The sequence below is a fragment of the Mesorhizobium sp. RSR380A genome (genome assembly GCF_054719385.1).
This window is the reverse complement of the sequence record NZ_JBTTIB010000001.1, coordinates 125272-148474: the sequence shown is the minus strand read 5'-3', so window position 1 is coordinate 148474 and position 23203 is coordinate 125272. Positions and strand designations below refer to the sequence as shown.

General features: G+C 61.8%; 35 protein-coding genes. 34 read left to right on the top strand and 1 reads right to left on the bottom strand.

Going from position 1 to position 23203, the window contains the following annotated elements; genetic code table 11:
- The first annotated feature begins 42 nt into the window (after positions 1-42).
- From tuf to rplQ, 28 genes are all read left to right on the top strand, one after another.
- Complete coding sequence (tuf, locus tag ACYG9Z_RS00780) at positions 43-1218, top strand: elongation factor Tu (RefSeq protein WP_023723394.1); 1176 nt, start codon at positions 43-45, stop codon at positions 1216-1218.
- 69 nt (positions 1219-1287) lie between these two features.
- On the top strand, positions 1288-1596 hold the full coding sequence (rpsJ, locus tag ACYG9Z_RS00775) for a 30S ribosomal protein S10 (RefSeq protein ID WP_010909272.1): 309 nt from the start codon (positions 1288-1290) through the stop codon (positions 1594-1596).
- A gap of 61 nt (positions 1597-1657) precedes the next feature.
- Entirely contained in the window at positions 1658-2386 is a 729-nt protein-coding gene (gene rplC / locus ACYG9Z_RS00770; RefSeq protein WP_023682606.1) for a 50S ribosomal protein L3, read from the top strand.
- Positions 2386-3006: a 50S ribosomal protein L4 gene (gene rplD, locus ACYG9Z_RS00765; RefSeq protein ID WP_023672750.1), complete on the top strand. Its 621-nt coding sequence runs from the start codon at positions 2386-2388 to the stop codon at positions 3004-3006. The genes rplC and rplD overlap by 1 nt, the downstream gene beginning before the upstream one ends.
- Entirely contained in the window at positions 3003-3296 is a 294-nt protein-coding gene (locus ACYG9Z_RS00760) for a 50S ribosomal protein L23 (protein WP_023672751.1), read from the top strand. Before rplD ends, ACYG9Z_RS00760 begins: the two co-directional genes overlap by 4 nt.
- Positions 3297-3318: 22 nt before the next feature.
- On the top strand, positions 3319-4152 hold the full coding sequence (gene rplB / locus ACYG9Z_RS00755) for a 50S ribosomal protein L2 (RefSeq protein WP_023706515.1): 834 nt from the start codon (positions 3319-3321) through the stop codon (positions 4150-4152).
- A 16-nt stretch (positions 4153-4168) separates the two neighbouring features.
- Positions 4169-4447 carry a 30S ribosomal protein S19 gene (rpsS, locus tag ACYG9Z_RS00750; RefSeq protein ID WP_006205463.1) on the top strand — a complete coding sequence of 93 codons (279 nt, stop codon included), beginning with the start codon at positions 4169-4171 and terminating at the stop codon, positions 4445-4447.
- Between the two features lie 2 nt (positions 4448-4449).
- Positions 4450-4839, top strand: coding sequence for a 50S ribosomal protein L22 (gene rplV / locus ACYG9Z_RS00745; RefSeq protein WP_006205462.1), 390 nt, complete (start codon positions 4450-4452; stop codon positions 4837-4839).
- Positions 4839-5564 (top strand): 30S ribosomal protein S3, encoded by a 726-nt coding sequence (gene rpsC, locus ACYG9Z_RS00740; protein WP_023672753.1) that lies wholly within the window; start codon positions 4839-4841, stop codon positions 5562-5564. Before rplV ends, rpsC begins: the two co-directional genes overlap by 1 nt.
- A gap of 26 nt (positions 5565-5590) precedes the next feature.
- Positions 5591-6004 (top strand): 50S ribosomal protein L16, encoded by a 414-nt coding sequence (gene rplP / locus ACYG9Z_RS00735; protein WP_006205460.1) that lies wholly within the window; start codon positions 5591-5593, stop codon positions 6002-6004.
- A gap of 13 nt (positions 6005-6017) precedes the next feature.
- The gene (gene rpmC / locus ACYG9Z_RS00730; RefSeq protein WP_006205459.1) at positions 6018-6218 is read left to right on the top strand and encodes a 50S ribosomal protein L29; all 201 of its coding nucleotides are present in this window, start codon (positions 6018-6020) and stop codon (positions 6216-6218) included.
- 11 nt (positions 6219-6229) lie between these two features.
- Complete coding sequence (gene rpsQ / locus ACYG9Z_RS00725; RefSeq protein WP_010909280.1) at positions 6230-6469, top strand: 30S ribosomal protein S17; 240 nt, start codon at positions 6230-6232, stop codon at positions 6467-6469.
- A gap of 72 nt (positions 6470-6541) precedes the next feature.
- Positions 6542-6910, top strand: a complete 369-nt coding sequence (rplN, locus tag ACYG9Z_RS00720; protein WP_006205457.1) for a 50S ribosomal protein L14 — start codon at positions 6542-6544, stop codon at positions 6908-6910.
- Positions 6911-6922: 12 nt separating this feature from the next.
- Positions 6923-7237 (top strand): 50S ribosomal protein L24, encoded by a 315-nt coding sequence (rplX, locus tag ACYG9Z_RS00715; protein ID WP_013531428.1) that lies wholly within the window; start codon positions 6923-6925, stop codon positions 7235-7237.
- Positions 7230-7829 carry a 50S ribosomal protein L5 gene (rplE, locus tag ACYG9Z_RS00710; protein ID WP_023672755.1) on the top strand — a complete coding sequence of 200 codons (600 nt, stop codon included), beginning with the start codon at positions 7230-7232 and terminating at the stop codon, positions 7827-7829. Before rplX ends, rplE begins: the two co-directional genes overlap by 8 nt.
- A 27-nt stretch (positions 7830-7856) precedes the next feature.
- Positions 7857-8162, top strand: a complete 306-nt coding sequence (rpsN, locus tag ACYG9Z_RS00705) for a 30S ribosomal protein S14 (RefSeq protein ID WP_010909282.1) — start codon at positions 7857-7859, stop codon at positions 8160-8162.
- Between the two features lie 12 nt (positions 8163-8174).
- Positions 8175-8573, top strand: coding sequence for a 30S ribosomal protein S8 (gene rpsH / locus ACYG9Z_RS00700; protein WP_006205453.1), 399 nt, complete (start codon positions 8175-8177; stop codon positions 8571-8573).
- Positions 8574-8614: 41 nt separating this feature from the next.
- Entirely contained in the window at positions 8615-9148 is a 534-nt protein-coding gene (rplF, locus tag ACYG9Z_RS00695; RefSeq protein ID WP_023682603.1) for a 50S ribosomal protein L6, read from the top strand.
- Positions 9149-9288: 140 nt separating this feature from the next.
- Positions 9289-9648, top strand: coding sequence for a 50S ribosomal protein L18 (gene rplR / locus ACYG9Z_RS00690; protein WP_023682602.1), 360 nt, complete (start codon positions 9289-9291; stop codon positions 9646-9648).
- A gap of 154 nt (positions 9649-9802) precedes the next feature.
- The gene (gene rpsE, locus ACYG9Z_RS00685) at positions 9803-10366 is read left to right on the top strand and encodes a 30S ribosomal protein S5 (protein ID WP_006333394.1); all 564 of its coding nucleotides are present in this window, start codon (positions 9803-9805) and stop codon (positions 10364-10366) included.
- Between the two features lie 24 nt (positions 10367-10390).
- The gene (gene rpmD, locus ACYG9Z_RS00680) at positions 10391-10588 is read left to right on the top strand and encodes a 50S ribosomal protein L30 (RefSeq protein WP_006205449.1); all 198 of its coding nucleotides are present in this window, start codon (positions 10391-10393) and stop codon (positions 10586-10588) included.
- Between the two features lie 22 nt (positions 10589-10610).
- The gene (gene rplO, locus ACYG9Z_RS00675; RefSeq protein WP_023672760.1) at positions 10611-11081 is read left to right on the top strand and encodes a 50S ribosomal protein L15; all 471 of its coding nucleotides are present in this window, start codon (positions 10611-10613) and stop codon (positions 11079-11081) included.
- A gap of 257 nt (positions 11082-11338) precedes the next feature.
- A complete protein-coding gene (gene secY / locus ACYG9Z_RS00670; protein ID WP_023672761.1) occupies positions 11339-12679 on the top strand; it encodes a preprotein translocase subunit SecY in 1341 nt (446 codons plus the stop codon).
- Complete coding sequence (locus tag ACYG9Z_RS00665; RefSeq protein ID WP_023701778.1) at positions 12676-13284, top strand: adenylate kinase; 609 nt, start codon at positions 12676-12678, stop codon at positions 13282-13284. Before secY ends, ACYG9Z_RS00665 begins: the two co-directional genes overlap by 4 nt.
- A 211-nt stretch (positions 13285-13495) precedes the next feature.
- On the top strand, positions 13496-13864 hold the full coding sequence (gene rpsM, locus ACYG9Z_RS00660) for a 30S ribosomal protein S13 (protein ID WP_006205445.1): 369 nt from the start codon (positions 13496-13498) through the stop codon (positions 13862-13864).
- 126 nt (positions 13865-13990) lie between these two features.
- Positions 13991-14380 carry a 30S ribosomal protein S11 gene (rpsK, locus tag ACYG9Z_RS00655; protein WP_006205444.1) on the top strand — a complete coding sequence of 130 codons (390 nt, stop codon included), beginning with the start codon at positions 13991-13993 and terminating at the stop codon, positions 14378-14380.
- 102 nt (positions 14381-14482) lie between these two features.
- The gene (locus ACYG9Z_RS00650; RefSeq protein WP_023682599.1) at positions 14483-15493 is read left to right on the top strand and encodes a DNA-directed RNA polymerase subunit alpha; all 1011 of its coding nucleotides are present in this window, start codon (positions 14483-14485) and stop codon (positions 15491-15493) included.
- 101 nt (positions 15494-15594) lie between these two features.
- Positions 15595-16026: a 50S ribosomal protein L17 gene (rplQ, locus tag ACYG9Z_RS00645; protein WP_023691248.1), complete on the top strand. Its 432-nt coding sequence runs from the start codon at positions 15595-15597 to the stop codon at positions 16024-16026.
- An 82-nt stretch (positions 16027-16108) separates the two neighbouring features.
- Here the strand turns inward: rplQ and ACYG9Z_RS00640 are convergent, their stop codons facing one another.
- On the bottom strand, positions 16109-16735 hold the full coding sequence (locus ACYG9Z_RS00640; protein ID WP_023752307.1) for a hypothetical protein: 627 nt from the start codon (positions 16733-16735) through the stop codon (positions 16109-16111).
- A 140-nt stretch (positions 16736-16875) separates the two neighbouring features.
- Here ACYG9Z_RS00640 and ACYG9Z_RS00635 point away from each other — a divergent pair, with 140 nt between their 5' ends.
- The 6 genes from ACYG9Z_RS00635 to ACYG9Z_RS00610 all read left to right on the top strand — a co-directional run bounded on the left by ACYG9Z_RS00635 (position 16876) and on the right by ACYG9Z_RS00610 (position 23201).
- Positions 16876-18369, top strand: a complete 1494-nt coding sequence (locus ACYG9Z_RS00635; protein ID WP_023672765.1) for a DegQ family serine endoprotease — start codon at positions 16876-16878, stop codon at positions 18367-18369.
- A gap of 47 nt (positions 18370-18416) precedes the next feature.
- Entirely contained in the window at positions 18417-19727 is a 1311-nt protein-coding gene (locus ACYG9Z_RS00630) for a replication-associated recombination protein A (protein ID WP_023682595.1), read from the top strand.
- 182 nt (positions 19728-19909) lie between these two features.
- The gene (locus ACYG9Z_RS00625) at positions 19910-20740 is read left to right on the top strand and encodes an aspartyl/asparaginyl beta-hydroxylase domain-containing protein (protein WP_023698807.1); all 831 of its coding nucleotides are present in this window, start codon (positions 19910-19912) and stop codon (positions 20738-20740) included.
- A gap of 53 nt (positions 20741-20793) precedes the next feature.
- Positions 20794-21168, top strand: coding sequence for a fluoride efflux transporter CrcB (crcB, locus tag ACYG9Z_RS00620; protein ID WP_023706517.1), 375 nt, complete (start codon positions 20794-20796; stop codon positions 21166-21168).
- Positions 21169-21300: 132 nt separating this feature from the next.
- Positions 21301-22281 carry an RluA family pseudouridine synthase gene (locus ACYG9Z_RS00615; protein ID WP_023691252.1) on the top strand — a complete coding sequence of 327 codons (981 nt, stop codon included), beginning with the start codon at positions 21301-21303 and terminating at the stop codon, positions 22279-22281.
- Between the two features lie 62 nt (positions 22282-22343).
- On the top strand, positions 22344-23201 hold the full coding sequence (locus tag ACYG9Z_RS00610; RefSeq protein WP_084566317.1) for a DMT family transporter: 858 nt from the start codon (positions 22344-22346) through the stop codon (positions 23199-23201).
- Positions 23202-23203: the final 2 nt, after the last annotated feature.

Sequence of the window (23203 nt, the reverse complement as noted above, 5' to 3'; positions counted from 1 at the left end):
TTAATTCAAGGCCCGTACGGGCGAGCAGATTGGAGACATCACATGGCAAAAGGTAAATTCGAGCGTAACAAGCCTCATGTGAACATTGGCACGATTGGCCACGTCGATCATGGCAAGACGTCGCTGACGGCGGCGATCACGAAGTATTTTGGCGAGTACAAGCGCTACGACCAGATCGATGCGGCGCCCGAAGAGAAGGCCCGCGGCATCACGATTTCGACGGCGCACGTCGAATACGAGACGGCAGCGCGCCACTACGCCCATGTCGACTGCCCCGGCCACGCCGACTATGTGAAGAACATGATCACCGGTGCTGCGCAGATGGACGGCGCGATCCTGGTCGTGTCGGCCGCCGACGGCCCGATGCCGCAGACCCGCGAGCACATCCTGCTTGCCCGTCAGGTCGGCGTGCCGTCGATCGTGGTGTTCCTGAACAAGGTCGACCAGGTCGACGATGCCGAGCTGCTCGAACTGGTCGAGCTCGAGGTTCGCGAGCTTCTGTCGAAGAACGAGTTCCCCGGCGACGACATTCCGATCGTCAAGGGTTCGGCGCTGGCTGCTCTGGAAGACTCCAACAAGACCATCGGCGAAGACGCGATCCGCGAGCTGATGGCTGCGGTCGATGCTTACATCCCGACGCCGGTTCGTCCGCTGGACAAGCCGTTCCTCATGCCGATCGAAGACGTGTTCTCGATCTCGGGCCGTGGCACGGTCGTGACCGGCCGCGTCGAGCGCGGCATCGTCAAGGTCGGCGAGGAACTGGAAATCATCGGCATCCGTCCGACGACCAAGACGACCTGCACGGGCGTCGAGATGTTCCGCAAGCTGCTCGATCAGGGCCAGGCTGGCGACAACATCGGCGCGCTGCTGCGCGGCGTTGATCGTGAAGGCGTCGAGCGCGGCCAGGTTCTGGCCAAGCCCGGTACGGTGAAGCCGCACAAGAAGTTCGTGGCCGAAGCCTACATCCTGACCAAGGACGAAGGTGGCCGTCACACGCCGTTCTTCACCAACTACCGTCCGCAGTTCTACTTCCGCACGACCGACGTGACCGGCATCGTGTCGCTGCCGGAAGGCACGGAAATGGTTATGCCCGGCGACAACATCACGGTCGATGTCGAGCTGATCGTGCCGATCGCCATGGAAGAGAAGCTGCGCTTCGCCATCCGTGAAGGCGGCCGCACCGTCGGTGCCGGCATCGTCGTCACCATCAAAGAGTAATTTAGACTTAAACCGATCTGTCGCGGGCGCAGGATTTGCCCGCGCCGCGCCAGAACAAGGAAGTGACGCATGAACGGACAGAATATCCGCATCCGCCTGAAGGCGTTTGATCACCGCGTGCTCGACGCCTCGACGAAAGAAATCGTGTCGACGGCCAAGCGCACCGGAGCAAACGTCCGCGGCCCCATTCCGCTGCCGACGCGGATCGAAAAGTTCACGGTCAACCGGTCGCCTCACGTCGACAAGAAGAGCCGCGAGCAGTTCGAGATGCGCACGCACAAGCGTCTGCTCGACATCGTCGATCCGACCCCGCAGACGGTCGATGCTTTGATGAAGCTCGATCTGGCCGCCGGTGTCGACGTCGAGATCAAGCTCTAAGGGAATGAGAGCGCGGTAAGGGGCGGTGCCCCTGGCCCGGAACTCTAAAGGAATTGAACCGATGCGTTCAGGTGTGATTGCAAAGAAGGTGGGAATGACCCGCATCTATAATGATGCCGGGGAACATGTTCCCGTCACCGTTCTCCAGATGGAGAACTGCCAGGTCGTGGCTCAGCGCACGCAGGAGAAGAACGGCTATACCGCCGTCCAGCTCGGCGTTGGCCTTGCCAAGGTGAAGAACACGTCGAAGGCGATGCGCGGCCATTTCGCGACCGCTTCCGTCGAGCCGAAGGCGAAGGTCGCCGAGTTCCGCGTCTCCGCCGACAACATGATCGATGTCGGCGCCGAGATCACCGTCGAGCACTTCGTCGCCGGCCAGAAGGTCGATGTGACGGGCACGACGATCGGCAAGGGTTTCCAGGGCGTCATCAAGCGCCACCACATGGGTGGTGGCCGCGCGACGCACGGTAACTCGGTTTCGCACCGTACGCACGGTTCGACCGGCCAGCGTCAGGATCCGGGCAAAGTGTTCAAGGGCAAGCATATGGCTGGCCACATGGGCGACACCCGCGTCACCACACAGAATGTCGAGATCGTTTCGACCGACGCCGATCGCGGCCTGATCCTGATCCGCGGTGCGGTTCCCGGATCGAAGGGCGCCTGGATCCTGGTCCGCGATGCGGCCAAGGTGGCACTGCCGGCCAATGCGCCGAAGCCTGCCGCGATCCGCGCCGTTGCCGCCGAGAGTGGCGCCAAGAACGAGGCTCCGGCCGCAGAGGGAGCAGAATAATGGATCTCAAGATCACAACGCTTGGCGGCAAGGACGCCGGCAAGGTGAAACTCTCCGAGGAGATTTTCGGCCTTGATCCGCGCGAGGACATCCTGCAGCGCGTCGTGCGCTGGCAGCTGGCCAAACGGCAGCAGGGCACGCACAAGGCCAAGGGCCGCGCCGAAATCGCGCGCACCGGCGCCAAGATGTACAAGCAGAAGGGTACGGGCCGCGCCCGTCACCATTCGGCACGCGCTCCGCAGTTCCGCGGCGGCGGCAAGGCCCACGGCCCGGTCGTTCGCAGCCACGAGCACGATCTGCCGAAGAAGGTGCGCGCTCTGGGCTTGCGGCATGCTCTCTCGGCCAAGGCCAAGAGCGCGTCGATCATCATCATCGACGAGCTGAAGCTGACCGAGGCCAAGACGAAGGCGCTGATCGCGAATTTCGCGACGCTGGGCCTGACCAATGCCTTGGTGATTGGCGGTGCCGAGCTTGACCAGAACTTCAAGCTGGCGGCGACCAACATCCCGAACATCGACGTGCTGCCCATCCAGGGCATCAACGTCTACGACATTCTGCGCCGCGGCACGCTGGTCCTTTCGAAGGCCGCCGTCGAGGCTCTCGAGGAGCGCTTTAAATGACCGACCTCCGTCATTACGACGTGATCGTCTCGCCGGCGATCACCGAAAAGTCGACCATGGCTTCCGAGAACAACCAGGTTGTTTTCAACGTCGCCAAGAAGGCGTCGAAGCCGGAAATCAAGGCCGCTGTCGAAGCGCTGTTTGGCGTCAAGGTTACGGCCGTGAACACGCTTGTCCGCAAGGGCAAGATCAAGCGCTTCCGCGGCACGATCGGCCGCCAGAGCGACGTCAAGAAGGCGATCGTGACGCTGGCCGACGGCCAGTCGATCGACGTCGCGACGGGTCTCTGAGCTAGGCCGCGAGGACAGGACAATGGCACTTAAAAAATTCAACCCGGTAACGCCGAGCACCCGCCAGTTGGTCATCGTCGACCGCTCGGGCCTCTACAAGGGCAAGCCCGTCAAGGGCCTGACCGAAGGCCTGACGAAGTCGGGCGGCCGCAACAATCACGGCCGCATCACGGCCCGCTTCATCGGCGGCGGTCACAAGCGTTCGTACCGCATCATCGACTTCAAGCGCCGCAAGTTCGACGTCGTCGGCACGGTCGAGCGCATTGAATACGATCCGAACCGCACCGCCTTCATCGCGCTGATCAAGTATGACGATGGCGAGCTGTCCTACATCATCGCTCCGCAGCGCCTTGCCGCCGGCGACAAGATCGTGGCCGGTGAATCGGTCGACGTGAAGCCGGGCAATGCGATGCCGCTGGCCTCGATGCCGGTCGGCACGATCGTCCACAACATCGAGCTGAAGCCGGGCAAGGGCGCCCAGGTTGCCCGCTCGGCAGGTGGCTACGGCCAGCTGGTCGGTCGCGATCAGGGCATGGCGATCCTGCGCCTCAACTCGGGCGAGCAGCGTGTCGTTCACGGCTCCTGCATGGCCACCGTCGGCGCCGTGTCGAACCCCGACCACGGCAACATCAACGACGGCAAGGCCGGCCGCACGGTCTGGCGCGGCAAGCGCCCGCACAATCGCGGCGTGACCATGAACCCGGTCGACCATCCGCATGGCGGTGGTGAAGGCCGCACCTCCGGTGGCCGTCATCCGGTCAGCCCGTGGGGCAAGCCGACCAAGGGCAAGAAGACGCGGTCCAACAAGGCGACCGACAAGTTCATCCTGCGCTCGCGCCATCAGCGCAAGAGCTAAGAAGAGGTAACGCCAAGTGACTCGTTCTATTTGGAAAGGCCCCTTCATCGACGGCTACCTTCTCAAGAAGGTGGACAAGGTTCGTGAAGGTGGTCGCAATGAGGTGATCAAGATGTGGAGCCGTCGCTCCACCATCCTGCCGCAGTTCGTCGGCTTCACCTTCGGTGTCTATAACGGCCAGAAGCATGTTCCCGTCTCGGTGAACGAGGACATGGTCGGTCACAAGTTCGGTGAATTCGCTCCGACCCGGACCTATTACGGTCACGGCGCGGATAAGAAGGCGAAGAGGAAATAATCATGGGCAAGGCCAAAGCTCCGCGCAGGCTTGCTGACAACGAAGCGCGCGCCGTTCTGCGCACGATCCGTATCAGCCCGCAGAAGCTGAACCTGGTTGCCGCGCTGATCCGCGGCAAGAAGGTCGCGACAGCGCTTTCCGACCTCGAATTCTCGGCCAAGCGGATTTCCGGCACGGTCAAGAAGACGCTGGAATCGGCGATCGCCAACGCGGAAAACAACCACGACCTCGACGTCGATGCGCTGATCGTGGCGGAAGCCTATGTCGGCAAGTCGATCGTCATGAAGCGGTTCCATGCTCGTGGCCGCGGTCGCGCCAGCCGTATCGAGAAGCCGTTCTCGCACCTCACGATCGTCGTTCGTGAAGTCGAAGAAAAAGGGGAGGCCGCATAATGGGTCAGAAAGTCAATCCGATCGGTCTGCGCCTCGGCATCAACCGCACCTGGGATTCGCGCTGGTTCGCGAACACCGGCGAGTACGGCAAGCTGCTGCATGAGGACATCAAGATCCGCAAGTATCTTGAGAAGGAACTCAAGCAGGCTGCGATCTCCAAGGTCGTGATCGAGCGTCCGCACAAGAAGTGCCGCGTCACCATCCATGCGGCGCGTCCGGGTCTGATCATCGGCAAGAAGGGCGCCGACATCGAGAAGCTTCGCAAGAAGCTGATGGAGATGACGAAGTCCGAGACGCACTTGAACATCGTTGAAGTGCGCAAGCCGGAAATCGACGCGACCCTGGTCGCCCAGTCGATCGCCCAGCAGCTCGAGCGTCGTATCGCGTTCCGCCGCGCCATGAAGCGCGCCGTTCAGTCGGCCATGCGCCTGGGCGCCGAAGGCATCCGCATCAACTGCGCCGGCCGTCTCGGCGGCGCCGAGATTGCACGCATGGAATGGTACCGCGAAGGCCGCGTGCCGCTGCATACGCTGCGCGCCGATGTCGACTATGGCACGGCCGAAGCGCATACGGCTTACGGCATCTGCGGCGTCAAGGTCTGGGTGTTCAAGGGCGAAATCCTCGAGCACGATCCGATGGCTTCGGAGCGTCGCGCGACCGAGGGTGATGCTGCGCATGGCGGTGGTGGTGATCGCGAACGCGGTCGTCGTCGCGAAAACGCCTGATTATTTAGGAATTTGGAGTTAGAACGATGCTGCAGCCAAAGCGCACAAAGTTCCGCAAGCAGTTCAAGGGCCGTATCCATGGTACCGCAAAGGGCGGCACCAACCTGGATTTCGGTGGTTTCGGGCTGAAGGCGCTGGAGCCGAACCGCGTCACCGCGCGTGAGATCGAGGCGGCCCGCCGCGCGATCACTCGTGAGATGAAGCGTGCCGGCCGCGTGTGGATCCGTATTTTCCCTGATGTGCCGGTGACGTCGAAGCCGACCGAAGTGCGCATGGGCAAGGGCAAGGGCGCTGTCGATTACTGGGCGGCGCGCGTCAAGCCGGGCCGCATCATGTTCGAGATCGACGGCGTCAACGAAGAAACCGCCCGTGAGGCGCTGCGTCTCGGCGCGGCCAAGCTCTCGGTCAGGACGCGCTTCGTACAGCGCATCGCAGAATAAGGACGGGCTGATCATGAAAGCCGAAGACATCCGGACGAAGACCCAGGACCAGCTGACCGACGATCTGGCCAGCCTGAAGAAGGAGCAGTTCAACCTGCGCTTCCAGAAGGCCACCGGCCAGCTCGAGAAGACCGCGCGCGTGCGGCAGGTTCGCAAGGACATTGCGCGTATCAAGACCATCGCTGCGGAAAAGTCCGCGGCCAAGAAGGCTTAAGGACGAAAATCATGCCAAAGCGCATTCTGCAGGGCACTGTCGTCAGCGACAAGAACGAGAAGACGGTAGTCGTCAAGGTCGAACGGCGCTTCACGCATCCCGTGATGAAGAAGACCGTGCGCATGACCAAGAAGTACAAGGCGCACGACGAGAACAACGCCCACAAGGTCGGCGATCAGGTGTTCATCCAGGAATCGAAGCCGATTTCCAAGGACAAGCGCTGGATCGTCGTGTCTTCGGACCAGGCGTAACAAACCGAATTTTGGACAGACCGGGGAGGGGCTTTGAGCCCGTCCCGTTAGAAGAGAAGAAGGCGGCCAGTCATGATTCAGATGCAAACAAACCTCGACGTCGCGGATAATTCCGGCGCCCGTCGTGTCATGTGCATCAAGGTGCTGGGCGGCTCGAAGCGGAAATACGCTTCCGTAGGCGACATCATCGTGGTGTCGATCAAGGAAGCCATTCCGCGCGGCCGCGTTAAGAAGGGCGATGTGATGAAGGCGGTCGTGGTTCGCACGGCCAAGGACATCCGCCGCCCGGACGGCAGCGTGATCCGTTTCGACAAGAACGCGGCCGTTCTCGTCGACAACAAGAAAGAGCCGATCGGCACGCGTATCTTCGGACCGGTTCCGCGCGAACTCCGCGCCAAGAACCACATGAAGATCATCTCGCTCGCGCCTGAAGTGCTGTAAGGAGCCGGACCAATGCAAAAGATTAGAAAAGGCGACAAGGTCGTCGTGCTGGCCGGCAAGGACAAGGGCCGTTCGGGCGAAGTCCTCTCGGTTCAGCCGAAGGAAGACACCGCGCTGGTGCGCGGCGTCAACATGATCCGTCGTCACCAGAAGCAGTCCCAGTCCCAAGAGGGCGGGATCATCACCAAGGAAGCGCCGATCCAGCTGTCGAACATCGCGCTCGCCGACCCCAAGGATGGCAAGCCGACCCGCGTCGGCTTCATCTTCCAGAAGGACGGCAAGAAGGTGCGCGTCGCCAAGCGCTCGGGAGAAGTCATCAATGGCTAAGGCTCAAACCACGAAGCCCAAGGCTGAAAGCAAACAGTCCAAGGCCCAGAACACGCCGCGCCTCAAGCAGGTCTACAACGAGACCATCCGCAAGGCGCTGCAGGAGCAGTTCGGCTACGAGAACGAGATGCAGGTTCCGCGCATCGACAAGATCGTGCTGAACATGGGCGTCGGCGAAGCGACCGCGGATTCGAAGAAGCCTTCGATCGCGGCCGAAGACCTGGCGATGATCGCCGGCCAGAAGGCCGTCGTCACCCGCGCCCGTAATTCGATCGCCGGCTTCAAGGTCCGCGAGAAGATGCCGATCGGCGCCAAGGTCACGCTGCGCAAGGAACGCATGTACGAGTTCCTCGACCGTCTCGTGAACATCGCACTGCCGCGCGTCCGCGACTTTCGCGGACTGAATCCGAAGAGCTTCGATGGCCGTGGCAACTACGCCATGGGCATCAAGGAACACATCGTGTTCCCGGAGATCAACTACGACAAGGTTGATCAGATCTGGGGCATGGACGTCATCGTTTGTACGACTGCGAAGACGGACGACGAAGCCAGGGCATTGCTCAAGGCCTTCAACTTCCCCTTCCGCCAGTAACGGCAGCGAGAAAAGGAAAAATCTGAAATGGCAAAGACCAGCTCAGTCGAGAAGAACAACAGGCGCCGCAAGCTTGCCGACCAGTACGGTCCCAAGCGCGCAGCGCTCAAGGCGATCATCATGGACCAGTCCAAGCCGATGGAAGAGCGTTTCCGCGCTCAGCTGAAGCTTGCTGCCCTGCCGCGCAACTCGGCCAAGATCCGCATCCGCAACCGCTGCGAAGTTACCGGCCGTCCGCGCGCCTATTATCGCAAGCTCAAAGTATCGCGCATCGCGCTTCGTGATCTCGGCAATAACGGCCAGATCCCGGGCCTGGTCAAGTCGAGCTGGTAAGGAGGACATAACATGTCATTGAGCGATCCTCTCGGCGATATGCTGACCCGCATCCGCAACGCGTATGGCCGTAAGAAGTCGAGCGTTTCGACGCCGGCGTCGCGCCTGCGTACCCGCGTCCTCGACGTGCTGAAGGCTGAAGGCTATATCCGCGACTACAGCCAGACCGACTTCGACAACGGCAAGTCCGAAATCGAAATCGAGCTGAAGTATTTCGACGGTGCTCCGGTCGTGCGCGAAATCGCCCGCGTCTCGAAGCCTGGCCGCCGCGTTTACGTTTCGGCCAAGTCGATCCCGCACGTCGCCAACGGCCTCGGCATCGCCATCCTTTCGACGCCGAAGGGCGTGATGGCCGATCACGAAGCACGCGAACAGAATGTCGGCGGCGAAATCCTCTGCCAGATTTTCTAATTCGGCAGACCTGAAACAAGAGAAGTGACGAGGACAACCAAATGTCTCGTATTGGAAAGAAACCCGTTTCGCTGCCGCAGGGCGTGACCGCGACCGTCAACGGCCAGACCGTGACGGCGAAGGGCCCCAAGGGCGAGCTGAAGTTCGTGGTGAACGACGAAGTGCTGGTCAAGATGGAAGGCAGCGAAATCGCTGTCCAGCCGCGCGACCAGACCAAGACCGCCCGCTCCAAGTGGGGCATGTCGCGCACGCAGATCGTCAACATCCTGCAGGGCGTCAAGGACGGTTTCGAGAAGAAGCTCGAGATCACCGGCGTCGGCTATCGCGCGGCACTTCAGGGCAAGAACCTGCAGCTGGCGCTTGGCTTCAGCCACGACGTCGTTTACGAGACGCCGGCCGGCATCACGATCACTGTGCCGAAGCCGACGGAAATCACCGTGACCGGCATCGACAAGCAGCAGGTCGGCCAGGTTGCCGCCGAGATTCGCGAGTATCGCGGTCCCGAGCCCTACAAGGGCAAGGGTGTCCGCTATGCCGGCGAGAAGATCGTCCGCAAGGAAGGCAAGAAGAAGTAGTAGGCCTGGTCCCGAAAAGTTGCAGACTTTTCGGAAAAGGCCAAGCCAAAGAAGTGCAACGCCGCGGGGAGCGGTCGCGGGAGGCGCTTTCGCCTACCGCACATGGCGGCCCCCGTTTTTTGAAGGCAAGGAAGATTATCATGGCTACCAAGGAATCCATCCAGCGCCGCGCGCAGCGCGTCCGCCGCCAGATCAAGAAGGTCGCCGGCGAACGTCCGCGTCTCTCGGTTCACCGCACGTCGAAGAACATCTACGTGCAGGTCATCGACGACGCGAAGGGCCATACCATCGCGGCTGCATCGACACTCGAGAAGGACCTCAAGGGTTCGCTCAAGACCGGCGCTGACACCGAGGCAGCAGCCGCTGTTGGCAAGCTGATCGCCGAGCGTGCTTCGAAGGCCGGCGTCAAGGAAGTCGTCTTCGACCGCGGCGCCTACATCTATCACGGCCGCGTCAAGGCGCTGGCCGAGGCTGCCCGTGAAGGCGGTCTGAGCTTCTAATTGCCTGATCCCGAACCGAAGGTCAGCGCAGCAAAAAGTTGCAGACTTTTCGGACAAGATCATGCAAGGAAAAATAATTCGCCCCCGGTGACCCAAAGAGGCGCACCGGATCTTATCAGCAACCGTGCTTCCGGAAAAAAACAAGGAACAGGATATGGCACAGGAACGTAGGGATGGCGGCCGCGGCCGCGATCGTGAAGAACGCGATGACGGCATGGTGGACAAGCTCGTCCACATCAACCGTGTCGCCAAGGTCGTCAAGGGCGGCCGTCGCTTCGGTTTTGCAGCACTCGTCGTCGTCGGCGACCAGAAGGGCCGCGTCGGCTTCGGTCACGGCAAGGCGCGCGAAGTGCCGGAAGCGATCCGCAAGGCAACCGAGTCGGCCAAGCGCGACATGATTTTCGTGCCGCTGCGCTCGGGCCGCACGCTGCACCACGACGTCGAAGGACGCTGGGGCGCCGGACGCGTGCTGCTGCGCGCTGCCAAGCAGGGTACCGGCATCATCGCCGGCGGCCCGATGCGCGCTGTCTTCGAGACGCTCGGCATGCATGACGTGGTCGCCAAGTCGATGGGTTCGTCGAACCCCTACAACATGGTTCGTGCCACATTCGACGCGCTGAAGAGCCAGATGCATCCCAAGGATGTGGCTGCTGCACGCGGCATCAAGTATTCGACCCTTCAGGCCCGCCGCGGCACCGCCGTTGCGGCTGAAGAATAGTCGATCTGACCAGGGATTTTGACCATGGCCAAGAAAGCAACCAAGACCATCACCGTTGAGCAGATCGGTTCGCCGATCCGCCGCCCGAAGGAACAGCGCGCGACGCTGGTCGGCCTCGGCCTCAACAAGATGCACAAGCAGCGCACTCTGGAGGACACTCCCTCGGTGCGCGGCATGATCGCTGCCGTCCAGCATCTCGTCCGCGTCGTGGACGAGGGCTGAGCAAAAGCGCAGGAGAACCCAGATGAAACTCAACGATCTGCGTGACAAGGACGGCGCGACGCACTCCAAGAAGCGTCTCGGCCGTGGCATCGGCTCCGGCTCGGGCAAGACCGGCGGTCGCGGCGTCAAGGGCCAGAAGGCGCGCTCCGGCGTTGCCATCAACGGCTTCGAGGGCGGCCAGATGCCGCTCTATCGGCGCCTGCCGAAGCGTGGCTTCAATAACATCTTCGCCAAGAGCTTTGTCGTCGTGTCGCTGGCTCGTATCCAGACGGCGCTCGATGCCAAGAAGCTTGACGCCAAGGCGACCGTGACGGCCGAGGCGCTCGTTGCCGCCGGCGTCATCCGCCGCGTCAAGGACGGCGTGCGCATCCTCTCGGACGGCGAGCTCAAGGCAAAGCTTGCCTTCGACGTCGCGGGCGCCTCCAAGGCCGCGATCGAGAAGATCGAAAAGGCCGGCGGTTCGGTCAAGCTGCCGGAAGCGGCAGCGGAGTAACGGCAATTTGAAGCGCGGTCGGCAGGAACGGTATCCGTTTTTGTTCACGATTGCGCTTTGATCCAATCAATTAGGCGGCCGCGTCAACGCGGCCGCTTGCATGTTTAGAGCCCGGAGCTTATCTCGTGAGCTTCGGTGCCACGCGCCGCCTGAGCTGCGGGCATCGAGCGTGACATACAAATCAAAGAAGTAGCGCATGACGTTGTCCGAAAACCGCTTCACACTTTTCGGCATCATGCTCTAGCGGAGAATCAGGCATGGCTTCGGCTGCTGAACAACTAGCCTCGAATCTGAATTTTGCGGCTTTCGCCAAGGCGGAGGACCTGAAGAAGCGAATCTGGTTCACCGTCGGCGCGCTGCTCGTCTATCGCCTCGGCACCTATATCCCGCTGCCCGGCATCAATCCGGATGCATTCGCGCAGGCCTTCTCTTCGCAGGCCAAGGGCGTGCTCGGCATGTTCAACATGTTCGCCGGCGGCGCCGTGCAGCGCATGGCGATCTTCGCGCTCGGCATCATGCCTTACATCTCAGCCTCCATCATCATGCAGCTGATGACCTCGGTCATTCCGTCGCTGGAGGCGCTGAAAAAGGAAGGCGAGCAGGGCCGCAAGGTCATCAACCAGTACACGCGCTACGGCACGGTACTCCTGGCGCTGGTGCAGGCCTACGGCATTTCGGTGGGCCTGGAAGGCGGCAACGGCATCGTCAATGATCCCGGCATGTTCTTCCGCATCTCGACCGTCGTCACGCTGGTTGGCGGAACCATGTTCCTGATGTGGCTGGGCGAGCAGATCACCGCCCGCGGCATCGGCAACGGCATTTCGCTGATCATCTTTTCCGGCATCGTCGCCGGCCTGCCGCGCGCCATCTCCGGCACGCTGGAGCTCGGCCGCACCGGCGCCCTATCGACCGGGCTGATACTCGCGATCATCGTGCTGGCTATCATCGTCATCGCGCTGATCGTGTTCTTCGAGCGCGCGCAGCGCCGCCTGCTGATCCAGTATCCGAAGCGCCAGGTCGGCAACCGCATGTTCCAGGGCGATACCTCGCATCTGCCGCTGAAGCTCAACACGTCGGGCGTCATTCCGCCGATCTTCGCGTCGTCGCTGCTTTTGCTGCCGGCAACGGTCGCCGGCTTCTCGCAGACGACAAACCTGCCGGCCTGGGCAAGCACCGTGCTCGCCTCGCTCGGCCACGGCCAGCCGCTCTACATGCTGTTCTATGCGGCAATGATCGTGTTCTTCGCCTTCTTCTACACGGCCATCGTGTTCAATCCGAAGGACACCGCCGACCAGCTCAAGAAGCATTCCGGCTTCATTCCGGGCTACCGTCCGGGTGAGCGCACCGCCGATTACATCGACTATGTCCTGACGCGCATCACCGTCGTCGGCGCCATCTATCTGGTGCTGGTGTGCCTGCTGCCCGAGTTCCTGATTTCGGCGACTGGCGTACCATTCTACCTCGGTGGCACATCGCTTCTGATCGTGGTCAGTGTAACCCTCGATACGGTGGCGCAGATCCAGGGTCACCTGATCGCGCACCAGTATGAGGGCCTGATCAAGAAGTCGAAGCTGCGCGGGGGGAAGAAGGCCAGATGAGATTGATATTGCTTGGGCCGCCAGGAGCGGGCAAGGGGACGCAAGCACAAAGACTGGTAGAAAAATACGGCATACCGCAGCTGTCGACGGGCGACATGCTGCGGGCCGCCGTACAGGCCGGCACTGAAGTCGGCAAGCGCGCCAAGGCGGTGATGGATGCCGGCGAGCTGGTTTCCGACGCCATTGTCAACGCGATCGTGGCCGAGCGCATCGACCAGCCCGATTGCACCAACGGTTTCATCCTCGACGGATATCCGCGCACGCTGGTGCAGGCTGATGCGGTTGAATCGATGCTCGCCGAGCGCGGCATTGGCCTCGATGCCGTGATCGAGTTCGTCGTCGACGACAAAGCGTTGGTCGGCCGCATCGTCAAGCGCGCCGACGACGCCAAGGCCGCCGGACAGCCGGTGCGCAAGGACGACAATCCGGTGGTGTTCGAAGAGCGCCTGCGGGAATATTACAAGAAGACGGCGCCGCTGATCGGCTATTATTACGCCAAACGCTCGCTTAGGAGTGTCGACGGCATGGCTCCTGTCGACACCGTGACGGCGGAGATTGAAGCGCTGCTCGCGGCGGTGACGCGGGAGACCGTTACGGTAAAGTAAAGATTGCGCTTGACTGGAACGGTTCGCTGGGTTATGGCGGCCCGTCTTCCTATCAGGCATGAGGCTTGCTTGTCCGCAAGGGCAAGGCAGCCGCATTGAAACTAGGGAACTCCCGCAAGGGCCGGCCTCCACCGGACGCGGGGTAATTTGAACAGCGCCGCGCATGCCTTGTTTTGAAGGCCGGCCGGTCCCACATGGAGAAGAGAAGAATATGGCTCGTATAGCCGGCGTCAACATTCCGACCAACAAGCGCGTCGTCATTGCGCTTCAGTACATTCACGGCATTGGCAAGAAGTTCGCCCAGGAGATCGTCGACAAGGTCGGCATCCCGGCCGAGCGCCGCGTCAACCAGTTGACCGACGCGGAAGTGCTGCAGATCCGCGAGACCATCGACCGCGACTACCAGGTCGAAGGCGACCTGCGCCGCGAAGTGTCGATGAACATCAAGCGTCTCATGGACCTCGGCTGCTACCGCGGTCTGCGTCACCGCCGTTCGCTGCCGGTTCGCGGCCAGCGCACGCACACCAATGCACGCACCCGCAAGGGCCCGGCCAAGTCGATCGCCGGCAAGAAGAAGTAAGTGAGCGAATAGCGAGTAGCCATTAGCGAGTAGGGGTCCCTATTCGCTAGTCCCTATTCACTACTCGCTTTCAAAGGTGGAGCCGCTGGCATTACGGCGGTGTAGAGATCAACTGAAAGGACTATCATGGCCAAGGAAGCCGCTCGTGTTCGCCGTCGCGAACGCAAGAACATCTCGTCGGGCGTTGCCCACGTCAATTCGACCTTCAACAACACGATGATCACCATCACCGACGCGCAGGGCAATTCCATTGCCTGGTCGTCGGCCGGTGCCCAGGGCTTCAAGGGTTCGCGCAAGTCGACCCCGTTCGCCGCCCAGATGGCTGCCGAAGACGTCGCCAAGAAGGCCCAGGAACACGGCATGCGCATGCTCGAAGTCGAGGTCTGCGGACCCGGCTCCGGTCGTGAATCGGCGCTTCGCGCCCTGCAGGCGGCCGGCTTCACCATCACTTCGATCCGTGATGTGACGCCGATCCCGCACAATGGCTGCCGCCCGCGTAAGAAGCGCCGCGTCTAAGACATTACCGAACGCCGCGTGAGCGCCTCAAGGCGCTCCTCCACGGCACTCCAGGTCGCCCGCCACGATTGGATGGTGGCGGGTCAACGGAAGGAAAGCATCATGATCCAGAAAAATTGGCAGGAACTGATCAAGCCGAACAAGATCGAGTTCTCGTCGAAGAAGAAGACGCTGACCACGCTGGTCGCCGAGCCGCTCGAGCGTGGCTTCGGCCTGACGCTCGGCAACGCGCTGCGCCGCGTGCTTTTGTCTTCGCTGCGCGGTGCGGCTGTCACCGCCGTGCAGATCGACGGCGTTCTGCATGAATTCTCGTCGATTGCCGGCGTGCGTGAGGACGTGACCGACATCGTCCTCAACATCAAGGAAATCGCCATCCGCATGGAAGGCGATGGTCCCAAGCGCATGGTCGTTCGCAAGCAGGGCCCGGGTGCGGTTCTGGCTGGCGACATCCAGACGGTTGGCGACGTCGAGATCCTCAACCCCGACCACGTCATCTGCACGCTGGACGAGGGCGCTGAAATCCGTATGGAATTCACAGTCGACACCGGCAAGGGTTACGTGCCGGCAGACCGCAACCGCGCCGAAGACGCGCCGATCGGCCTGATCCCGGTCGACAGCCTGTATTCGCCGGTCAAGAAGGTCTCCTACAAGGTCGAGAACACCCGCGAGGGCCAGGTTCTCGACTATGACAAGCTGACCATGACCATCGAGACCGACGGTTCGATCTCGGGCGAGGACGCGGTGGCATTCGCTGCCCGCATCCTGCAGGACCAGCTTGGCCTGTTCGTCAATTTCGACGAGCCGCAGAAGGAAGTCGCCACCGAGGCCGTCACCGAGCTCGCCTTCAACCCGGCGCTGCTCAAGAAAGTGGACGAGCTCGAGCTTTCGGTGCGTTCGGCCAACTGCCTGAAGAACGACAACATCGTCTACATCGGCGATCTCATCCAGAAGACCGAAGCCGAGATGCTGCGCACCCCGAACTTCGGCCGCAAGTCGCTGAACGAGATCAAAGAAGTGCTCGCGGCGATGGGCCTGCACCTCGGCATGGAAGTGCCGGACTGGCCGCCGGAAAACATCGAAGACCTCGCCAAGCGTTACGAAGACCAATATTGAGCATGAAGTCCAAGGATCGGCGGCGTGGGCCGCTCGATCCGACGGTCATGCGGAAAACCATCAGAGGCCGTGGCCTCTTGAACAACTGAAGGAAAAGAGCCATGCGCCACGGTTTTAAAGGCCGCCGCTTCGCCCGAAGCATTAGCCATCGCAAGTCGATGTTCGCCAACCTCGCCGTGTCGCTGCTCGAGCATGAGCAGATCGTCACCACCCTGCCGAAGGCGAAGGATTTGCGTCCGATCGTCGAGAAGCTGGTGACGCTCGGCAAGCGCGGCGACTTGCATGCGCGCCGCCAGGTCATTGCCCAGATCGGCAATGAAGGCGTCGTCAAGCGTTTGTTCGACACGATTGCGCCGCGCTACGCCGACCGCAACGGCGGCTATCTGCGCATCATGAAGGCGGGCTTCCGCCACGGCGACAATGCCGCCATGGCGGTCATCGAGTTCGTCGACCGCGACACCGACGCCAAGGGCGCCGGCGACCGCGCCCGCCTCGAAGCCGAAGGCGCCAACGAGGAAGCCACTGCCGCATAAGGCTCGGTTTTTCAGGAATGACTTCAAGGGGCCTTCGGGCCCCTTTTTGTTACCGGCGTCCTACGTTTAGCGTGTCTTACGTTTAGCGAGTAAGCATCAGGTAGTCGCGACCGCTAAGCAGATTCCAATTGAAGGCGCCGGGGATCTCTTCGAACGCCGGTTGGGGATAGGAATAGATACTGTCGAGGGTGGCGCGGGAATCTATATCGCTGACCACTCGCGACACGTTGGAATTGGTCAGGTATTTTTGGGCGTCCCCATCTTCGATGAAGTCTGTATCGACTCGGAAATGAATCTGAACGGGACCCGCGCAGATGTTCAGCAATATTTCGTCGCTCAAGGCGGCGTAGAACACCGCTGCCTCTTCTGGAGCCCAAAGGCCGGCAGTCAAGAATTCCGAAGGTGTCGTCTCTCCACTGAACCCATCCAATGAGAGCACAAGGCGATCGGTGAGAACCTCAAAATCACCTTCGAGATAGCCCGCTTCTTCGATCTGAAACCAGTTCATCCAATGAGGTGCTTCTTCATCAAAGGAAATTTCGAGCTTTCCGAAAGTCCAATAGACCGGAATCGTCTCTGCATGTTCCGTGATCCAGCCGTCAGGCGGACCTAGCATACCGGCGATGTCGATCATTTTCAGAGAAGGGAAAACAGGCCCAAAAGTGCCGGTCTTCAAAAAGTCACGGAATGACAGGAGTTGTTTTTTCATGAGGGCCGACGAAGGTTTTCAGTTTCAAGTCGACCTATAGCTGCTTTGATGCCCAAAATAATCGTATTTCAGCGGCTTAGCCTTTCATTTTGCACAATCGTCGGGACAATGCCCCCGAACTTGCCTTGGAGGATTCGCGAATGCGCGCCAACCGACTGTCTCTTGTTCTGCTCTTCGCCATGATGGCGTTCGCAGCCGCGCCGACAGTCAGGCAGGCTCTGGCCGAGGACGCCGCCAAGCCAGCCGATCCGGGGCTCTCCGATGTGCTGACCGACCTCCTGCATGGCGTCGAAGGCGAGAACGGCACCTCCGGTCCCGACAAGCGCGTGCCGTTCGGCCGCGAAGAGGTACAGCTGTCGTTTGCGCCCCTGGTCAAGCAGACGGCGCCGGCGGTGGTCAATGTCTATGCTTCGCAGACGGCCAAGGTCACGTCGCCCTTCGACGGCGATCCTTTCTTCGAGGAATTCTTCGGCCGCGCGCAGCCGCGCGCGCAATCATCGCTCGGCTCGGGCGTGCTGGTCGATCCAAGCGGCGTCGTCGTCACCAATTTCCACGTGATCAAGGATGCCGACGAGGTCAAGGTCGCGACCGCCGACGGGCGCGAATTCACCTCGAAGGTCATGCTCAAGGACGAGACGCTTGACCTCGCCGTGCTCAAGATCAACTCCGACAAGCCCTTTCCGGTGATCGCCATCGGCGATTCCGACGCGCTCGAGGTCGGCGACCTGGTGCTGGCCATCGGCAATCCGTTCGGCGTCGGCCAGACCACCACCAGCGGCATCGTGTCGGCGCTTGCCCGCAGCCATATCGGCGTTTCGGATTCGGGCTACTTCATCCAGACCGACGCCGCCATCAATCCCGGCAATTCCGGCGGCGCGCTGATCAACATGGGCGGCCAGCTGGTCGGCATCAACACCGCCATCTACAGCCGCAGCGGCGGCTCGATCGGCATCGGCTTTGCCATCCCGGCCAACATGGTGCGCGCCTTCGCCGACGCGGCCAAGGCCGGGCTCGATTTCTTCGAGCGGCCTTATATAGGCGCCGAGTTCGAAGCGGTCACACCGCAGATCGCCGAATCGCTTGGCATGGAGAAGCCGACCGGCGCGCTGGTGTCGTCGGTTGAGGAAGCCGGACCGGCGGCCAAGGCAGGGCTGAAGCCCGGCGATGTCGTGCTGCAGCTCAATGGCACGACGGTCGAAGGCATCGAGGCGCTGGATTACCGCATGGCGACCCTGTCGATCGGCACCAAGGCGACCTTCGCCATCCTGAGCAAGGGCCAGCAGGCGACGATGGAGATCGCACTGGAGCGCGCGCCGGAAGGAGCCAAGGCTTCGGAAGTGACGCTGCATGGCCGCAGCCCGTTTTCCGGCGCCAAGGTCGCGGAACTGTCGCCCAGGCTCGCCCAGCGCCTCGGCCTGCGCACCGACCTCAAGGGCGTCACCGTGGTCGACATCAACCGCGATTCGCCGGCCGCCGATTTCGGCTTCCAGCCGGGCGACATCGTGCGCGAGGTGAACGGCACGACGGTCGATACGGCGGCGACACTGGCGCAGCTTGCCCAGCAGGATACACGCTGGTGGCGCTTTACCGTCGAGCGCGGCGGGCAGATACTGCGCCAGGTGTTGCGTTACTGAGGCGATCTTCCCATTTCTGAGGATCGTGCTCCAACCAGAAGACCTAGATGGCCGATCTGTTCAGCGTCGATGAACCGGAAAGAGCGCCGCCCGGCCGGCCTTTGGCCGATCGGCTGCGTCCGAAAAACCTCGGCGAGGTTGTCGGCCAGGAGCATTTGACCGGGCCGGACGGCGCGCTGACGCGGTTGATCAACTCCGGTTCGCTCGGCTCGATGATTTTCTGGGGGCCACCCGGCACCGGCAAGACCACGGTGGCGCGGCTGCTGGCCGGCGAGACCAGCCTTGCCTTCGAGCAGATCTCAGCGGTGTTTTCCGGCGTTGCCGATTTGAAGAAAGTGTTCGAGGCGGCAAAGCTGCGTCGCACCAATGGCCGCCAGACGCTGCTGTTCGTCGACGAGATCCATCGCTTCAACCGCGCCCAGCAGGATTCGTTTCTCCCGGTCATGGAGGACGGCACCGTCGTGCTGGTTGGCGCCACGACCGAAAATCCGTCCTTCGAGCTGAACGCCGCGCTTCTGTCGCGCGCGCGGGTGCTGGTGTTTCACTCGCTGGGCGAGGACAGCATTGCCAAGCTGATGACGCGCGCGGAGGAGACGGAGGGCAGGGCGCTGCCGCTCGACGACGAGGCGCGGGCGATGCTCATCCGCATGAGCGATGGCGACGGCCGGGCCTCGCTGACGCTGGCCGAGGAAGTCTGGCGCGCCGCCAAACCCGGCGAGGTTTTCGATCCCGAAGGGCTGCAGCGCATCGTCCAGCGCCGCGCGCCGATCTATGACAAGGGCCAGGACGGTCACTACAATCTGATCTCGGCGCTGCACAAATCGGTGCGTGGGTCCGACCCGGACGCGGCGCTTTATTATCTTGCCCGCATGTTCGACGCCGGCGAGGATCCGCTCTATCTCGGCCGCCGGCTGGTGCGCATGGCGATGGAGGATATCGGGCTGGCCGACCCGCAGGCGCTGGTTATCGCCAACGCCGCCAAGGACGCCTACGACTATCTCGGCTCGCCCGAAGGCGAACTGGCCTTCGCCGAGGCCACCGTCTATCTCGCCACCGCGCCCAAATCCAACGCCGTCTATACCGCCTTCAAGGCAGCCACGCGGGCGGCGAAGGAGTTCGGTTCGCTGCTGCCGCCCAAGCACATCCTCAACGCGCCGACCAAGCTGATGAAAGAGGAGGATTACGGCGCCGGCTACCGCTACGATCACGACCAGCCCGATGCTTTTTCCGGCCAGGACTATTTCCCCGAAAAGATGGGCCGGCAGACCTTTTATGATCCGCCCGAACGCGGCTTCGAGCGCGATATCAAGAAACGGCTGGACTATTGGGCAAAGCTGCGCAGCGAGCGGGAAAAATAGGCGCGCGGGACAAACGGGACGAACTCGGCCTGCCCGCGATGAACTGAAATTCTGCCCCCGCCAGTCACAGCAGTGTGATTGTACCGCATGACAAAAAGCCCTATCACGTCGCATGACTCGGCCGGGAGGCTGCCAGGACGGGCGATAATTCGGAACGGGGACAGCGCGCGGCGCGAACAGAAATGACAAAATCCCTTCGCAAAACGCTTCGCCAGGCTGTGATTGCTGTCCCGCTGCTCGCGCTCGGCTTCTATTTCATTCCGATCCTGACCACGATCTGGATCGTCTGCGGCCTGATCGATGTGCTGCGCAACGCCAACAAGGATCTGTCGCTGTTGCGCGGCTATTTCCTCGGCAATGGCATCTTCACCTGGCTGCTGTCGCCCTTCAATCTGCTGGTGGACCTCGTTTGCTACAGGAACCCGGGCGTGTGGAAGCTGGAGCAGTTTCCCGCCGATTATCAGCGCGAGGTCAACGAGGTTCTTGACGTCTTCAAGGCGCGCAAGGACGAGATCATCGCCGATATCGACGCCAATTTCGGCACCGGTCGTCGCGGCATGTATGTCTATCAGTGGTACGGCAAGCACCGGATCGACAATGTCGCGGAATTCAACAAGGATTTCAAATACATCAAGACCATTGCCGTATCTGTCTTCAGAGGCAAGGAATCGACTTCCTGGCATTTCGGACCGCTGCGGCTCAGCCTGCGCATCCTCTACAATCTCTTGCCGGTGAAGGCAGAGGTTTTCGTCGAATGCAACGGCGCGAGGAATTACTGGCACGACAACCCGCTCTATATTTTCGACGACACGCTGCTGCACCGCTCGGTCAACGAGTATGACGGACGCCGCTACTGCGTGTTCATGGACATCATCCGCCCGTCGCCGTTCCCCGGTTTCATCGCCGGACTTCTGGCCATCGTTTCGGTCACCGTCGAGCGCATCAATTCCATGTTCTACAAGAACTGGAAGATGATCGGCTCGAGCAAGGCAAAGAAGGTCGAGACGACCTGAGGCGTTGGCCTGAAGGGATTGACCGCACTGCCTTGGCCGGGCAGTAAACGGGCATGTTCAATCTGCTTCTTGTTGTGGTCGGCGGCGGCATCGGCGCCGGCATCCGCCACCTGACCAACATCGGCGCCTTGCGCCTCGTCGGCCCCAACTACCCCTGGGGGACGATGGTGATCAACATCGTCGGCTCCTTTGCCATGGGGCTGTTCATCGCCGCGCTGATGCGGCGCGGCGGTTCCAATGAGCTCCGGCTGTTCGTCGCCACCGGCATCCTTGGCGGCTTCACCACCTTCTCCGCCTTTTCGCTCGATTTCGCGACCCTATGGGAGCGCGGAGCGACGCTGCCGGCGTTGGGATATGCGCTGGCCAGCGTCGTTGGCGCCATTATCGCCCTGTTTCTGGGACTTTGGCTCGCAAGAACCGTTTCATAGTGTTATTGCCCCGACCTGGAGCACGCCGCATCCTCTGGACGCGCTGCAGAAACTTTGATCTTGCGCATGATCCTTTCCGAAAGCCGGAGTAGATTTCGGGGTCACGCGTTAGAAACGGATAAAGCGAAAATCATGGCAGGCGTAGAACAGATCACGGTGGAGGCCGGCGAGGCGGGCATGCGGCTCGATCGCTGGTTCAAGACCCATTTCCCCGGCCTCGGCTTTGGCCATCTGCAGAAGTTGCTGCGCTCGGGCCAGATCCGCGTCGATGGCAGCCGGGTCAAGGCCGACAGCCGTGTCGAGCCCGGCCAGGTGGTGCGTGTGCCGCCGCTCGAGGTCGACAAGAAGGGCGAGAGTGCGCTTACGGGTTACTCGATCCGCAACCAGGGCGACGCCGATGTGCTGGCCAAGATGCTGATCCACGAAGATCCAAAAGTCTTCGTCTTCAACAAGCCGGCGGGCCTGGCGGTGCAAGGCGGCTCGGGCGTCACCCGCAATGTCGACGACATGCTGGAGGCCTGGCGCAGCCAGAAGGGCGAGAAGCCGCGCCTGGTGCACCGGCTCGACCGCGACACGTCGGGCGTGCTGGTGGTTGCCCGCACCAGGCTTGCGGCGATGAAGCTTTCCGAGTCATTCCGGGCGCGCGAGACCAAGAAGACCTATTGGGCGCTGGTCAAGGGCGTCCCGCCCAAGCGTGAGGACAAGATCTCGACCTGGCTGATCAAGGAGCCGACCGAGGACGGCGACCGCGTGCGCGTGGCAGCCCATGGCGAAAAGGGCGCCGACCACGCCGTGTCCTACTATCGCATCATCGAGCAGGCGGCCCAGACGATGACCTGGCTGGAAATGGAGCCGTACACTGGCCGCACCCACCAGCTGCGCGTTCATGCCGCCTATATCGGCTGCCCGATCCTTGGCGACCCCAAATATTTCGAGGCCGACACCAACTGGGACTTTCCGGGCGGCATTCAGAACCGCCTGCATCTGCATGCGCGCCGCATCGTCATTCCGCACCCGGACAAGGGCGTCATCGACGTCACCGCGCCGATGCCGCCGCATATGCGCCAGAGCTGGAACCTGATCGGCTTCGACGACGCCAGCGCGGAGGACTGACATTGGCCGTCGCCTCGGCATTGGATCGCCGCGATGCGGTCGATCTGGCGGCTGCTTCCATCATGGTCGGGTTGACCTTTTCCTGGGGGCTGAACTACGTCGCCGCCAAGATCTCCTATGCCGGCTTCGATCCGGTTTTCGTCTCGATCGCACGTTCGATCATCGGCGGGCTCTGTGTGCTCGGCTGGTGCTGGCTGCGCGGCATCAGGCTGTTTAAGGCCGACGGGTCGCTTGTCGCCGGCATCATCGTCGGCGTGCTGTTCGGCGTCGAGTTCCTGTGCCTCTATATCGGGCTGGAATACACGACCGTTGCCCGCAACACACTGCTGGTCAACACCATGCCGTTCTGGGTCCTGATCGGCGGCCATTTCCTGCTCGGTGAGCGTATCAACGCGCGCAAGCTTGGCGGGCTCGTGCTTGCCTTCTGTGGCCTTGTGGCGGTGTTTTCCGACGGGATTACCGGCGGCACCGACGTGACCTTGATGGGCGATCTGCTCAGCCTCGGCTCGGGCATCCTGTGGGCGGCGACCAGCATCGTCATCAAGCGTTCGAAACTGGTCGAGACCAGTGCCGAGAAATTGCTGCTTTATCAGCTGGCCGGTGCGGCCATTGTCGGTGTCCTGATTCTGCCTTTCGCCGGCCCGCCGATCCGCGCGGTCAGTGCCTTGCCGACATTGGCGCTGCTGTTCCAGTCGCTCTATATAGTTGCCTTCACCTATGTGCTGTGGTTCTGGCTGCTCAGGCGCTATCCGGCATCGGGCCTGTCGAGCTTCGCCTTCCTGTCGCCGGTGTTCGGCGTCCTCTGCGGCGCTATCATTCTTGGCGAGGCGCCAACGACCAGGATCTTTGTGGCGCTTGGGCTGATCGCAGTCGGCCTGATCATCGTCAACCGGCCGGCGCGCAAGCAGGTACCTGGATAGAA